Annotated in this window: 13 protein-coding genes, 2 tRNA genes and 1 pseudogene; 15 read left to right on the top strand and 1 reads right to left on the bottom strand. The window is 60.8% G+C overall.

The annotated features are described in order from the left end of the window. Positions 1 to 13: 13 nt before the first annotated feature. The 15 genes and pseudogenes from IPP35_03195 to IPP35_03125 all read left to right on the top strand — a co-directional run bounded on the left by IPP35_03195 (position 14) and on the right by IPP35_03125 (position 12,495). Positions 14 to 1,201, top strand: coding sequence for a glycosyltransferase (locus IPP35_03195; GenBank protein MBL0058121.1), 1,188 nt, complete (start codon positions 14 to 16; stop codon positions 1,199 to 1,201). Further along, positions 1,198 to 2,061, top strand: coding sequence for a lysophospholipid acyltransferase family protein (locus tag IPP35_03190; GenBank protein MBL0058120.1), 864 nt, complete (start codon positions 1,198 to 1,200; stop codon positions 2,059 to 2,061). The genes IPP35_03195 and IPP35_03190 overlap by 4 nt, the downstream gene beginning before the upstream one ends. A 532-nt stretch (positions 2,062 to 2,593) precedes the next feature. Beyond that, positions 2,594 to 2,666 (top strand) — tRNA-Pro (locus IPP35_03185). Positions 2,667 to 3,069: 403 nt separating this feature from the next. Then, entirely contained in the window at positions 3,070 to 3,345 is a 276-nt protein-coding gene (locus IPP35_03180) for an acylphosphatase (protein ID MBL0058119.1), read from the top strand. Positions 3,346 to 3,373: 28 nt separating this feature from the next. Next, a complete protein-coding gene (locus IPP35_03175) occupies positions 3,374 to 4,204 on the top strand; it encodes a sigma-70 family RNA polymerase sigma factor (GenBank protein ID MBL0058118.1) in 831 nt (276 codons plus the stop codon). A 23-nt stretch (positions 4,205 to 4,227) separates the two neighbouring features. After that, on the top strand, positions 4,228 to 4,740 hold the full coding sequence (locus IPP35_03170; protein MBL0058117.1) for an adenine phosphoribosyltransferase: 513 nt from the start codon (positions 4,228 to 4,230) through the stop codon (positions 4,738 to 4,740). Positions 4,741 to 4,802: 62 nt separating this feature from the next. Further along, a tRNA-Arg gene (locus IPP35_03165) sits at positions 4,803 to 4,876 on the top strand. A 43-nt stretch (positions 4,877 to 4,919) separates the two neighbouring features. Next, complete coding sequence (locus IPP35_03160; GenBank protein ID MBL0058116.1) at positions 4,920 to 5,483, top strand: tetratricopeptide repeat protein; 564 nt, start codon at positions 4,920 to 4,922, stop codon at positions 5,481 to 5,483. A 295-nt stretch (positions 5,484 to 5,778) separates the two neighbouring features. Further along, positions 5,779 to 6,327, top strand: a complete 549-nt coding sequence (infC, locus tag IPP35_03155) for a translation initiation factor IF-3 (protein ID MBL0058115.1) — start codon at positions 5,779 to 5,781, stop codon at positions 6,325 to 6,327. A gap of 77 nt (positions 6,328 to 6,404) precedes the next feature. Beyond that, entirely contained in the window at positions 6,405 to 6,605 is a 201-nt protein-coding gene (rpmI, locus tag IPP35_03150) for a 50S ribosomal protein L35 (protein ID MBL0058114.1), read from the top strand. Beyond that, positions 6,595 to 6,957 carry a 50S ribosomal protein L20 gene (rplT, locus tag IPP35_03145; protein ID MBL0058113.1) on the top strand — a complete coding sequence of 121 codons (363 nt, stop codon included), beginning with the start codon at positions 6,595 to 6,597 and terminating at the stop codon, positions 6,955 to 6,957. The genes rpmI and rplT overlap by 11 nt, the downstream gene beginning before the upstream one ends. Before the next feature lie 61 nt (positions 6,958 to 7,018). Beyond that, positions 7,019 to 8,084 (top strand): annotated as a pseudogene (gene pheS, locus IPP35_03140) (phenylalanine--tRNA ligase subunit alpha). Then, complete coding sequence (locus IPP35_03135; GenBank protein ID MBL0058112.1) at positions 8,081 to 10,465, top strand: phenylalanine--tRNA ligase subunit beta; 2,385 nt, start codon at positions 8,081 to 8,083, stop codon at positions 10,463 to 10,465. Before pheS ends, IPP35_03135 begins: the two are co-directional and overlap by 4 nt. Positions 10,466 to 10,471: 6 nt before the next feature. Further along, positions 10,472 to 11,212, top strand: coding sequence for a hypothetical protein (locus IPP35_03130; GenBank protein MBL0058111.1), 741 nt, complete (start codon positions 10,472 to 10,474; stop codon positions 11,210 to 11,212). A 68-nt stretch (positions 11,213 to 11,280) separates the two neighbouring features. Next, positions 11,281 to 12,495 carry an MltA domain-containing protein gene (locus IPP35_03125; GenBank protein MBL0058110.1) on the top strand — a complete coding sequence of 405 codons (1,215 nt, stop codon included), beginning with the start codon at positions 11,281 to 11,283 and terminating at the stop codon, positions 12,493 to 12,495. Here the strand turns inward: IPP35_03125 and IPP35_03120 are convergent. Beyond that, on the bottom strand, positions 12,438 to 13,070 hold the full coding sequence (locus IPP35_03120; protein MBL0058109.1) for a hypothetical protein: 633 nt from the start codon (positions 13,068 to 13,070) through the stop codon (positions 12,438 to 12,440). The genes IPP35_03125 and IPP35_03120 overlap by 58 nt on opposite strands. Positions 13,071 to 13,146 lie beyond the last annotated feature (76 nt).

Genomic DNA, 13,146 nt, shown 5'->3' with positions numbered 1-13,146 from the left:
CGGGCGGCCGTCCATGAGCGCTCCCACCAAGGTGCTTTTCTGTTATATATCGCCGGCCAGCGGCCACCAACGCGCGGCCGAGGCCGTGATGGGGGTTCTTCGCCGTCAGCAACCCCCGGTGGTTTGTGAAGGCATCAATTCGATCAGCTACTCGAACCCGGTTTTCGGCAAGATCATTTCCAAGCTTTACATCCAACTGCTCAAGGTGGCGCCCCAGGTTTGGGATTATCTCTACGACAACCCTTACGTGGAAAAAGCCACACGGGACCTTCGGGAGTTCCTGAGCCTGTTCAACACGCGCCGCATCGCCGAGGTTCTTCGCCGGCAACGGCCCCACTGCCTGGTCTGCACGCAAGCCGTGCCGGTGGGATTGTTGGCGGCTTTAAAAGAACGTGGGAAAATCCGGGTTCCTTTGGTGGGGATCCTGACGGATTTCGGGGTTCACAAGTATTGGATTTCGCCCCATGTGGATCTTTATCTCGTTCCCACCTCCGAAGTCCGCCGCCGGATGGTGCGTCTGGGGGTCACGGAATCAAAAATACGCGTGACCGGGATTCCGGTGGATCCCCACTTCGCGTCCCGCGGGGACCGTCGCGCGGAACGAGTGGCCTTGGGCCTCTCGCCCCATCGGCCCACCGTCCTGGTGATGGGGGGCAACTACGGTCTCGGTCCTTTGGAGGACGCCGTTCACGCGCTTCGACGCCTGCCGGTGGGGCTTCAATTGGTGGTGGTCTGCGGCAACAATCGGCGGCTTCTGCGGGAGATGCACCGCCATTTTGCCGGGGACCGTCACGTGCACGTTTTGGGCCACACCCGCGCGGTTCACCGGTTGATGGACGCGGCGGATCTCTTAATTTCAAAGCCGGGCGGTTTGACCACCTCCGAGGCCCTGGCCAAGGGTCTCCCCATGGTCATGATCCAGCCGATTCCCGGCCAAGAGGAACGGAATGCCCAGTATCTCCTTCGGCATGGGGCCGCGGTTCGCGCGGATACGCTGGAAGATTTGGTGGAGGTGGTTCAAAAGCTTTTGACTGATCGGGATCGCTTGGATCGTCTGCGGGAAAACGGCGGGCTCTTGGCGCGGCCCTGGGCCGCGCGGGACGCGGCGGAAGCCATCGCTTCCCTCGTGGCCCAAAACGTTTCGCCCTCGGCGCGGCGGTTTCCGGGCCGTTCCTGGCCTGTGTCTCCCTCCCGCTCGTGAAACGGGAATCGTTTTGGGCTTTGGGTCTTTCCCTGGCCAGCCGTTTGGTTCAGGCGCTTCCGGAAAACACTCGGTACCGATGGGCCGCCGCCCTGGGTCGCGGCGTCAGCCGATGTTTCCCCCTTAAGCGGGAGGCGGTCCGGAAAAACCTGGACCTCATCAACGCCCATTTCGGGACGCGGTTCCAGGTCGATCGGGTTTTTGAAAATTTCGCAATGACCTTGGCTGATTTTTTAAGCGGCCAAAAAATGGCGGACCTTCAAGTGGAGGGCCGCGAGCGCGCCGAATCGGCCCGCGGGGCCGGCCACGGGACGATCATTCTCACAACGCATCTGGGGAACTGGGAGCTGGGCGGACAAGTGTTGGCGGGGTGGGGTTGGCCGGTGACGGCCGTGTTTCAGCCCTACCAGTCCCGGGCCATGCAGAATTTTATCCAGGCGAGGCGGGCTCCGGGTTTGAGTTACCTTGCGGTGGGTCGGGGCGCCGCCCACGGGGTGGCGAAGGTCCTTCGTCGGCATGAGTCCATCGCGATGCTCGCCGATCGGCCTTTTGGGGAGGACGGGGTGCCGGTTTCTTTGTGCGGCCGCGCGGCGCGGCTTCCCAAAGGGCCCTTCCTTTTCGCCTGTCGTTTCGGCGCGCCGATCCTTCCCGGGTTCATCCTGATGGACGGGCCGGGGCGCTACCGCATCGTGGTGGAGGAGCCGTTTTGGCCGGAGGGGCCGGATTCTGTGCAGAATCTAATGGACAAGATGGCCCAAGTATTGGGAAAATACCTCGCCCTCTATGCCGACCAGTGGTTTTGCTTCGAGCCCGTCTGGGAGAACGCGGCGGGCGAGCCGTTTGCCGTCATCGGATCGTGAGCGCCGCGGCCGGTTCCGTCGAGAAATGATTTTGTTTTTGCCGACGGCGCGCTTGGTTCGAAAACGGAAGGCGGGCGGAGGTATTCATTTACGGGGTGTAGCGCCGTTGGGTCCCGTGTGCCGAGAAGGGCACACGCTTGGGACGACCGGCTTCAGCCGGGCCGGCCTGGAGCCCCGGTGTGAGGGGCGGAAGGCGCGCTTGGTTCGAAAACGGAAGGCGGGCGGAGGTATTCATTTACGGGGTGTAGCGCCGTTGGGTCCCGTGTGCCGAGAAGGGCACACGCCTGGGACGACCGGCTTCAGCCGGGCCGGCCTGGAGCCCCGGTGTGAGGGGCGGAAGGCGCGCTTGGTTCGAAAACGGAAGGCGGGCGGAGGTATTCATTTACGGGGTGTAGCGCCGTTGGGTCCCGTGTGCCGAGAAGGGCACACGTTTGGGACGACCGGCTTCAGCCGGGCCGGCCTGGAGCCCCGGTGTGAGGGGCGGAAGGCGCGCTTTGTTCGAAAACGGAAGGCGGGCGGAGGTATTCATTTACGGGGTGTAGCGCAGTTGGTAGCGCGCTTGGTTCGGGACCAAGAGGTCCGGGGTTCAAGTCCCCGCACCCCGATTTTTCTTCGTAAGGGTTGTCGTTTGGTGGAAGTTTGCATGCAGGGCGGCAGGGGATCGTTTTTCGTTCGGGGACCGTGGGACCCGGGGCCTATTCGGCCCGTCCTAGGCGGGCGCCACTGGCGCCCAGGACCCCGCACCCCGATTTTTCTTCGTAAGGGTTGTCGTTTGGTGGAAGTTTGCATGCAGGGCGGCAGGGGATCGTTTTTCGTTCGGGGACCGTGGGACCCGGGGCCTGTTCTGGCAGGGTTCGCGCCGTCGCTCGCCCGCGCCAAACGTTGCGGCCTATTCGCCGCAACGGCGCCGTCCCTAAACGGGCGCCACTGGCGCCCAGGACCCCGCACCCCGATTTTTCTTCGTAGCGGGCGTTGTTCAATCGGAGGCTTGGCAGGGGAACGGGGGCGATGATTCTTCGGCGTCGGTGGCGGTTCGATGGAAGAGTCCAGGGGGTCGGGTTTCGGGCTTTTTGCGAAGAGGCGGCCTTGGCGCGAGGCGTGCGGGGGTGGGTGCGCAACGAATTTGATGGGTCCGTTTCCGTCGAAGCGGAAGGAAACGCGGAGGTCTTGTCGGATCTTTTGCGGCACCTTCAACAAAAACATTTTTTTGCCCGGGTGGATCGCACCGAAGAGGCGCCCCTCCCGGCCAAAAACGACCCAGACGAACTTTTTCAAATTCGTTAGAAATGTCGATCCTTAGGAGTTCATTGGAATGACGGAAAGCCTGGATTCGGTCACTCTTTACTTCCACGGCGTCAAGCGTCTTCAGGATGTTTCCAAAGACGACGTTTCTGAACTGTGGCGCCTCGCCAACAAGGGAGACAAAAAAGCGAAGAAGCGGTTGGTGGAATCCAATTTAAGGCTGGTGATTCCGGTCGCGAAGAAGTATTACCGATCCGGCGTCGACTTCCTTGATCTCATCATGGAAGGCAACTTAGGCCTGATGCACGCCGTCGACAAATTCGACCCCAAACGGGGGTTTCGTTTCTCCACCTACGCTTCTTACTGGATCGAGCAGGCGGTCCGCCGCGCGTACGACGAACAATCAAAACTGATCCGCATCCCGCCCCACGCCCTCGAAGCCCTTCGGAAATGGTTTCGGGAATGGGACCGCCTTCGTGTGAGTCTGGGTCGGAGCCCGACAATGCAGGAAATGGGAAAAAGCCTTCACCTCTCCCCCCGCCAAATGAAAAGCGTGGTGGACGCCCATGAGGCGGCCAAGCCGGTGGGTAGCTTGGACATGCCGCTGGACGAGGACGAGAATATTTTTATCCGGGACATTGTGGCCGACCGTCCGGACCAGGGACCGGAACGAATATTTTCCCTCCTTCGCGTTCGCACCGATCTGTCCTTCGCCCTAAAGCAGATCGGGCCGCGGGAAAAAAATATTTTAGAAATGCGGTACGGAGTGACCGGGAGGGATCCCATGACCTTGGAAGAAGTCGGAAGGAAACTTCGTCTTTCGCGGGAGCGCGTGCGCCAGTTGGAGGAACGCGGCGTGGCGCGCCTGCGACGGGTGACGCGGCGGATGGGGCTTTTGTGAGCGGGCTCGCGACGTCCCCTCGGCTGGACCTCAAGAAATTCATTCGGGAGATTCCGGATTTTCCGAAGCCGGGAATTGTATTTAAAGACATCACCCCTCTTTTGGGGGACGGGGCGTCTTTCGGCCACGTGATTGAACTTCTGTCTCAAATGGGGACCCGGCTCAAGGCCGAAAAAATTATCGCCATTGAATCCCGGGGATTCATCTTCGGTTCCGCCGTGGCCCAGCGTTTGGGGGTGGGGGTGGTCCCCGTTCGTAAAAAGGGGAAACTGCCTTTTAAAACCATTTCCGCCACCTACCAATTGGAATACGGGCAGGATACGTTGGAAATGCACGTGGACGGGATTCGTCCCGGGGAACGCATTCTGGTGGTGGACGACGTTTTGGCGACGGGGGGTACAGCCGAGGCCGTGTTCCGTCTGGTGGCCGAGGCGGGAGGGGCTCCCGTGGGAGCGGCCTTCGTCATTGAACTCGGATTTCTCAAAGGCCGGGAAAGGCTTAAGAATTTTGAAGTGGGGTCGCTCATTCATTATTGAGTTTCCGATCGTTGGCCGCGCGGGGCCGGGACGTGGTAGAATATCCGACGTTTCCCGCCCAGGCCCCCGTAGCTCAACTGGATAGAGCGGCTCCGTCCTAAGGAGAAGGTTGGTGGTTCAAGTCCGCCCGGGGGCGTGGGCGGAAAATGTCGGACAAAAAATGAGAAAGGGTGTCTTCTATGTCTTCCACGATTTACACGTTGCCGGGACGAGATCTCGCGCCCGCCACTAAAGGCGAGAAGTTGGCTCAATGGTTTTTTGCCCATCGGGCGCAGTTCGGGTTGGCGTTTGGCTTGTTGGTGGTGGGGAGCGGTCTGGGGATTGCCATCGGCGTCAATCGGAGCAAGCTGACGGAGCGGGGGATCGAACAGATTTCCATGGCGCGGATGCAGGCGTCCCATGGCAAACGCAAAGAAGCGCTCCAAACCCTTGAAGACGTTTTGACCGCCCATCGAACCAATTCCGTCGCCATGCAGGCCTACATCCTCAAAGGGGAGATGTTGTTTCAGGAGAGGAAGTTTGGAGAGGCGGCCGAAAATTATCAGGAAGGGTTCGGCCAGGCGTCGTTTCCCTCCTACAAGGCCCTGATGCTGGTGGGATGGGGCGCCGCCGACGTGGAAATGCAAAAATTCCTCGAGGCCATCGAACGCTACGGGTCTTTCGTTCGGGATTTCCCCGATCACTACTTGGTTCCCCGGTGTCTCATGGAATTGGGGCGCCTTCATTTGGCGCAGAAGCAATGAAAGGAATCTCGTTCCACCTCTGAGCGATTTCTCACGCTCTTCCCCAAATCCCCTTGGGCCCCCGAAGCCCAGGCCAATTTGGACGCCGCCAAAGCCCAGCTTTCGCCGGATCCCGTTTCCGTCGATGTCTCAACGAAAAAGAATTGAACCGCCGCTTCGGTCCGAGAAATACGACGGAACGTTTTTAAAAAACACTCGCGGCCTGTTGACATGGTTTTTTGGTTCTGTTAACATAGAGGGGCATTACGACACAGAGGGGGACCTCCTCCTCTGTTTTTTTTAGGAGACAACGAGCATCTACCCGAGAACTTTTCAGCGGCCCCCGCCCAGCAATTCGGGCGCGCCGCGTGTCAACCATCAAATTCGAGCCCAGCAGGTCCGCCTGATCGATGAGGACGGGACCCAACTGGGAGTCAAAAACCTCGACGAGGCCATTCGCACGGCCCAAGATCGGGGGAAGGATTTGGTGGAAGTTGCTCCGCTGGCCACGCCGCCCGTGTGCAAGGTGGTGGACTTCTCTAAGTATCGTTATGAAAAAGAGAAGCAGAAGAAAGAAGCCCGTAAACACACCAAAGGCGGGCAGGTCAAGGAAGTCCGGTTTCGCCCCCGCATCGGGGAGCACGATTTTAACACCAAGTTGCGCGCCATCCAGAAGTTTCTCGAAGGCCGGGACAAAGTGCGGATCACGGTCATGTTCCGCGGTCGGGAAATGGAACACAAAGATTTGGGCCAGAAGATCATTGAACGGATTAAAATCATTCTGGGGGAAACGGCCACGGTGGAGTCTTCCCCGATGATGTTTGGGAATCGGATGATTCTCATGCTGGCTCCGCAGAAAAAGTAGGCCCGTCGGACCTTTTGGGCCGAGGGAAAAGCGGGATTCATTTTCAAACACTAAATACCATCGAAGAGTTAAAAACCATGCCAAAAATTAAAAGCCATAGCGGCGCCAAGAAGCGTTTCCGGCTGACCGCCAAGGGCCACATCATGCATCAAACCCAGGGACGTCGGCACCTTTTGATCGGAATGTCGTCCAATCGGCGTCGCCGATTCCGTAAGGACAACAAACTGAACACAACCCAAACCGACATGATCAGAGCCCTTTTGCCCTATGCGCGTTAAAAGCGTCGTTTATACACGTCAGCGCAAGAAGAAATGGTTCCGTCGGGCCAAAGGCGCCTACGCGACGAAAAGCACTCGTTGGCGTATGGTGGTCCAACACCTTCAAATGTCCATGCGGCACATGTACCGTGGGCGGAAGGACAAGAAACGAGACCTCCGGGCCATTTGGATTCAACGAATCAATGCCGCTTCCCGCGCGGAGGGGATGAGCTATTCCCGTTTCTTCTGCGGCTTGAAAAAGGCCGGCGTTGTTTTGGATCGGAAAATCCTGGCCACCATGGCCGCTGAGGATCTTCCTTCCTTCCAAAAACTGACCGCTCTCGCGCGAGAGCACGACGCCGTCAAAGCGTAACCACGCCGGGCGACCGGCCCGGATCTCACGCGACCGAACCCCGGGCGACGAAAGCGAACCGATGTCGGCCCTCCTCGACCAACTGAACTCCTTAAAGGCGAAAAGCCTGGAGGAGCTTGATGCCCTGGCCGACCTTGGTTCCCTGGATGCTTTCCGGCTGAAGTACCTTGGTCGGAAAGAGGGACTTCTTTCAAATATTCTGGGCCAGTTGCCGGCTCTTTCAGGTGACGAAAAGCGCGAGGTCGGGCGAACGGGAAATGAGCTGAAAAGGGGCTCTGGAAACGGCTCTTGACCTTCGGCTGAAGGCCTTGGAAACCGCCCGCATCACGGCCGACCTCTCCAAAACAAAATTGGACCTCTCTCTCCCGGGAACCCCGTGCCCTCGGGGGGGGCTCCATCCCCTGACGCGGGTGATGGAAGAAATCACCGACGTGTTCGGACGCCTGGGGTTCAGCGTGGCGGAGGGCCCCGAAGTCGAGACCGACGACCACAATTTTAACGCCCTCAATCATCCCCCGGACCATCCGGCCCGGGATTCCCACGATACGTTTTACCTGAAGGATTTCTCGGACGAGACGGGCCGCCCCTTGCTTTTGCGCACCCACACCTCTCCCGTTCAAATTCGTTACCTTCGGTCCCACCGTCCGCCGGTTTACATCGTCGCGCCGGGTCGGGTCTTCCGCCACGAAAACGTGGACGCCACCCATTCCTACGCTTTCCACCAGGTGGAAGGGCTGGCCGTGGACACGGATATTTCCGTCGCCGACCTGAAGGGGGTGTTGACCCTCTTCGCCGAACGGCTTTTCGGCGATCGCGGCGCGGAGGTCAAAACCCGGTTCCGCCCTTCCTATTTTCCCTTTGTCGAACCCGGCCTGGAAATGGACATCTCCTGCACGTTGTGCGGCCAAAAGGGGTGCCGGGTCTGCAAGCAGACGGGGTGGGTGGAAATGCTCGGATCGGGGTTGGTTCACCCGAACGTCCTCCGCGCCGGGGGGGTCGATCCGGAAAAATATTCCGGCTGGGCCTTCGGCATTGGAGTGGAGCGGGTGGCCATGTTCAAATACGGCGTGGACGACATGCGTCTCTTCTTCGAAAACGACATTCGCTTTTTGGAGAACTTCGCGTGAAGGCCTCCTTCCTCTGGTTGAAGGAGTTCGTGAACTTCTCGGAAACGCCTTCGGAGATCGCCGCGCTTCTCTTGAAGCAGGGATTCGAGGTGGCTTCGATCACCCCGGTGGGCGGGCCCGTGGAGGGAGTGGTGGTGGCTCGGGTGGAGACCATTCAAAAACACCCCAACGCCGACAAATTAAAGCTTTGCGACGTCTTCGATGGAACGGCGCGCCACTCGGTGGTGTGCGGGGCGCCCAACGTGGAAGCCGGAAAACGATATCCTTTTGCCCGTTTGGGCGCCAAATTGCCGGACGGGATGGTGATCGAAAAACGCGCCCTTCGCGGGGTGGAATCCCAGGGAATGCTCTGTTCCGCCCGCGAGCTCGGGCTGGGGGACGACCATTCCGGTCTCTATCTCCTTCCGGAAGAGGCACCCTTGGGAGAAGAGGTCTCCCGCACCTTGGCTTTGAACGACGTGATTTTGGAAGTGGAAATAACCCCCAACCGTCCCGACGTTCTTTCCCATTGGGGGTTGGCGAGGGAAATCGCGGCCGGCCTGGATAAAAAGGTTGTTTTTCCGGAAACGGGTCTTCCTCCAGTGGAGAAAAAAACCGGCCTCGTCCGCGTGGAGGAACCGACCCTGTGCGGCCGTTACGTCGCCCGCGTCCTGGAGGGGCTTCGGCCGGAGCCCTCCCCCCTGTGGATGCGGCTCCGACTGGAGCGTTGCGGGATCCGATCGATCCATTATTTCGTCGACGTGACGAATTACGTTTTGTTGGAACTCGGCCATCCGCTTCATGTGTTCGATCGGGCCCGGCTGGACGGGGGGAGCGTGATCGTTCGCCGGGGCCGCGCCCATGAGAAATTGGAGTGTTTGGACGGCGTCACCCGCGCCGTCGATGGCGTGTTGGTGATCGCGGACGGCCGGGGGCCCGTCGCGGCGGCGGGCGTGATGGGCGGGCAACCCACCGCCGTCGGGAGTGGCACGACGGATGTCTTGCTGGAAAGCGCTCATTTCCTTCCCTCCCAGGTCCGCCGGGCCCGGGGCCGCCTGAACGTGTCGACGGAAAGTTCTTTCCGATTTGAACGCGGGACCGATCCCGACATGGCCGAGCTCGCCAGCCGCCGGGCCGCGCACCTCCTCTTGAAAGGGGCCGGGGGAAGGCTCACGGCGGAGGAAGACGTGAACGAGGGGTTCGCCAAACCCGCTCCCATGGCGGTTTCCCTGGAAGGGTTGTCCCAGCGGTTGGGCCTATCGCTCTCTCCCAGCGAGGTGCGGGGGGCTCTTGAAAGTTTTGGTTTTTCCTGCGACGTTCAAGGTTCGCTGGTCCACGTGACCCCGCCCCTCCATCGGGCCGATGTCCGGGAACCGGCGGACGTTCTGGAAGAAGTGGCCCGCCGCATCGGGTATGACCGCATCGTGGGCCGGGTTCGGGGCGCCGGCGTTTCCTCGGAACCGCCGACCCGTCTCCGTTCCTTGGCCCGCTCCGCGCGGGAACGGTGGATCTCTCTCGGGTTCTGGGAGGCCGCCCAGAGCGGGTTGGTCCCCCGGGCTCTCTGGGATCGCTGGGGCGGTCCCACGGCGGAAAACCCCCCGGAGCTATCGAATCCTCTCTCGCTGACGGGAGAATGTTTGAACCCCAGCCTTCTGGTCAACCTCCTGGCCTGCCTCGCCGGAAATGTGCGGCGGGGAAACGGCAACGCCCGGCTGTTCGAAATCGCCCGGGTTTTCCACGGGGAAAAAGGAGCGGTGCTCGAGGCGGACCATTTCGCCTGGGTGGCCACGGGCCGAGACCATGGGGACCACTGGCGGTTCCGGTCGCGCCCCTTGGAAATTTGGGATGCCCGGGCCTGGACCAAAGCGGCCGTCAAAGATTGGCGTCTGGCCGGAACAAGGTTCGCCGTCGGAGACGCCCCCTTTCTCCACCCGGTGGAATCCCAGTCGATCTGGTTGGGGGAGAACCGTCTCGGGGTCTACGGCCGGATCCACCCCCGTCAGGCGGAGGCCTGGGAACTTCCCCCCGACACCTTCGTGGGCGAGTTGAATTTGTCCGTGGCCGCGTCGGGCGTTTTTCTTCAGCCGAAATTTGAAGGCCTCTCCCGCCAACCGGCGGTGGTCCGCGATTTTTCTTTGATCTTTCCAGAAGGCGTTCCGTGGTTGTCCATCGTTTTCTCCATTCAGCGGGAATGCGAGTGGGTCGAGGGAGTGGAACTTTTTGATGTGTTCACGGGGAAGGGGCTTCCGGCCGGAACGCGGAGTCTCGCTTTTCGGGTGACCTTCCGCCATCCCGATCGAACCCTCACCGACGCCGAAGCCCATGCGCTTCAAGACCGGGTCCCGGCCGGGCTCGCCCGGGACCACGGCGCGCAACTCCGCGCGCCTCTGGCGACCCCTTAACCCGCCATGCCCTCGGGCGCCAAGAATCCAAGGTCCTATTCCTCTCGGGGCTTCGTTTTTCTCCTCGGCTTGGCCGGCGCCGTCCTGTTCCTGTCCTCCTGCGTTTACCTCCGGCTATTGGAAGTCAAAAAGCAACTCCAGGATTTCGACGCCAATTTTGCCATTGGGGGCCGTTCGGAACTGGTGATTGAATTCAAAAATCCCCTGCTAAGAACCAAAGACGTGCGTTTTCTGATCGGGGCCGATCCGCTTTTTCAAACGGGGGGGGAGGAACTCCTCCAGCATTTCGAATTCGACTTGGTCCGTCCCTCCAGCGCCGCACCGTCGGTGGCCCTCGAGCGGTTAAGTTTGGACCTGGCTTCGAGGCGGGGAAAATTGGTGAAGATCATCGTCCCGGAGAAGTTTATGCTCCTTTTCCCTCGAAACATCGTCATCGAGACCCTGAAACAGGCGAAGGATGCCGAGGTCTTCGAGATGAAAAAACTTGCCCGCGCCCAGATCCACCTGGCCCCCGAGGTGGAAGCGGAGCTACCCAGCCACGCCAAGACGCTGCTTCTATTGGGGGAACCCTTGGACAGCGTGCCGGAAGGAAACCTGCAGGTTCTCACCTACCGGTATCGCATTGTCGGGGCCCCCCGGGAGGTGCCGATTTCGGTCCGGCTCAGTTTCGATGCCGACGGTTTGGTTCGAAAAGGGTTCGTCCGGTGGGATCAATCTTCCATTGAGGCGCTTTTCAGCCGAGGGTGAAAGACGAGTTTCCGCCCGTGAAGAACGGAATTTCCGTCTCCCGTCTTTTTATCCCAAGGACGGGCTTTTTGATCGCGCGGACCGGGCTGTTTTTTTGCGTCTTGGGGTTCGCGGCGTGCCGGGGTCCGATCCGGCGTTCCACAGGAACCGGAATGTCGCCGAACCCGGCGACGCCAAGCGTCACGGCCGCCAACGCCATGGTCCGGGTCGATTCCTCTCCTCCGCCGTCCTTTTCCGACGATTCCCTTTTAGGTCCTCTGGTCGAGGCGGTCCGCGGGAGCCTCGCCTTTTACCGAACCCTGCCTCCGGAGCGGCTTTTTTATTTCGGTCCGGACGCGATCGCGGTTTCAGAGTTGGCGGAATCCCTGGAGTACTTTTTAAAGTTGGTGGAGTCGGGGAAACCCGGTTGGGCGGAGGCGATCCGCCGCGATTTTCAACTCTACGCCTCCGTCGGCTCGGATCGGGATGGCACCGTGGTTTACAGCGCCTATTACGAGCACGAGGTGTCCGTTTCCCTCTCCCGAACCGGTCGATTCCGTTTTCCGCTCTACGGCCGACCCGGGGACTTGGAAGAAATTCTGGGACCCCATGGGGAACGCCAGGGGATTCGGCGGGCCGGATCGGGCGGGCGGCCCTATTTCACCCGAAAGGAAATTGATTCCGGGGGGGCTCTATCGGGCCGAGGCCTCGAGATCGCCTGGGCAGACGATCCCGTTTCTGTTTTTTTCCTTCAAGTTCAGGGGTCCGGGTGGTTGCGCCTGGCCAACGGGGAACGGCTTCGGGTCCGCTATGCGGGCCACAACGGGCATCCCTACCGTTCGGTGGGGGGCTACATGATTGAAAGCGGAATCCTGCCGCGGGAGAAGTTCAGCCGGAAGGCCATGGTGGACTATCTTTCCCATCATCCGGAGGAGCGGCAGGAAATCCTCAATCGGAACCCCCGCTATGTTTTTTTCAAGATCGACCGCGGTCCTTCCCGGGAACAGGTTTTTGGCTCTTTGAATTTAGCGCTCACGCCGGGGCGCTCGGTGGCCATGGATCCGTCGATTTTTCCGCCCGGCGCTCTGGCTTGGATGGAGACGGATGAGGATCCCAAGGTCGGGCGGTTCGTTTTGAATCAAGACGAAGGCGGCGCCATTAAAGGCCCCGCGAGGGTGGATTTCTTCGTGGGCGGCGGGCCCGAGGCCGAATCGTATGCCGTTCGGTTTTGGGAAAAAGGCCGGCTTTACTTTTTGGTCCGAAAGCGGGGGGAAACTTCCCGCGGGGGACGCCGAGGGAAATAGTCCGGATGGCGGGCCGCGGTTCGTTCGGGGGTCCCCCTGTGGGCCGCGACCTGAAAACGGCCGGGCGCCAGACACCGGAGCCTGTGCCAGACGCCCTTTCGAAACGCGGGGTTTTTTAACAGCGCTCCGCCCCAGCCGACGGGGAGGGGGGGAGGCGATTTCCACCCTTTTGCGACGGAGATCACTAATTCGGCGATATGCTCCTGGGCTTCCCGCCGAATCTGGGCGCAGAGTGGATCCGTCGCCGCTCGACGCAGAACCCGCGCCGCGAGGCCCGCCGTCCGGCGGACGGTGGCGGGGGTGGGAGGCGACTCTTCCTCGGTTCGCCTTGCCCCCGATCGCCGACGCTGATATTCCTTCCCCATCCACCAGCCGGACCCTTCGTCTCCTTGGGCGGGGCCGAGCCCTCCGGCGCGTTTCAGCCGACCCCGGGCGGTTCGGCCCACCGCCATGGAGCCGGTGCCGGCGACGACCAGGATCCCCCGGCCCGAACGGCCGAATGCCGCGTGCAGGGCCAATTCCACATCCGACATCACTGAAACGGACCGCGCCAGGCCACGGAGTTCCCGGGCCATTTTATTTCGTTCCGGCAACGTCCAAATGCCTTTCGACCCGACAATCAATCGTTGAACCTTACGCCATCCACGTCTT

This window comes from Elusimicrobiota bacterium (assembly GCA_016721625.1).
Classification (GTDB): domain Bacteria; phylum Elusimicrobiota; class Elusimicrobia; order FEN-1173; family FEN-1173; genus JADKHR01.
The sequence above is the reverse complement of the archived record's forward strand: the minus strand, read 5'-3'. Positions and strand labels throughout refer to the sequence as shown.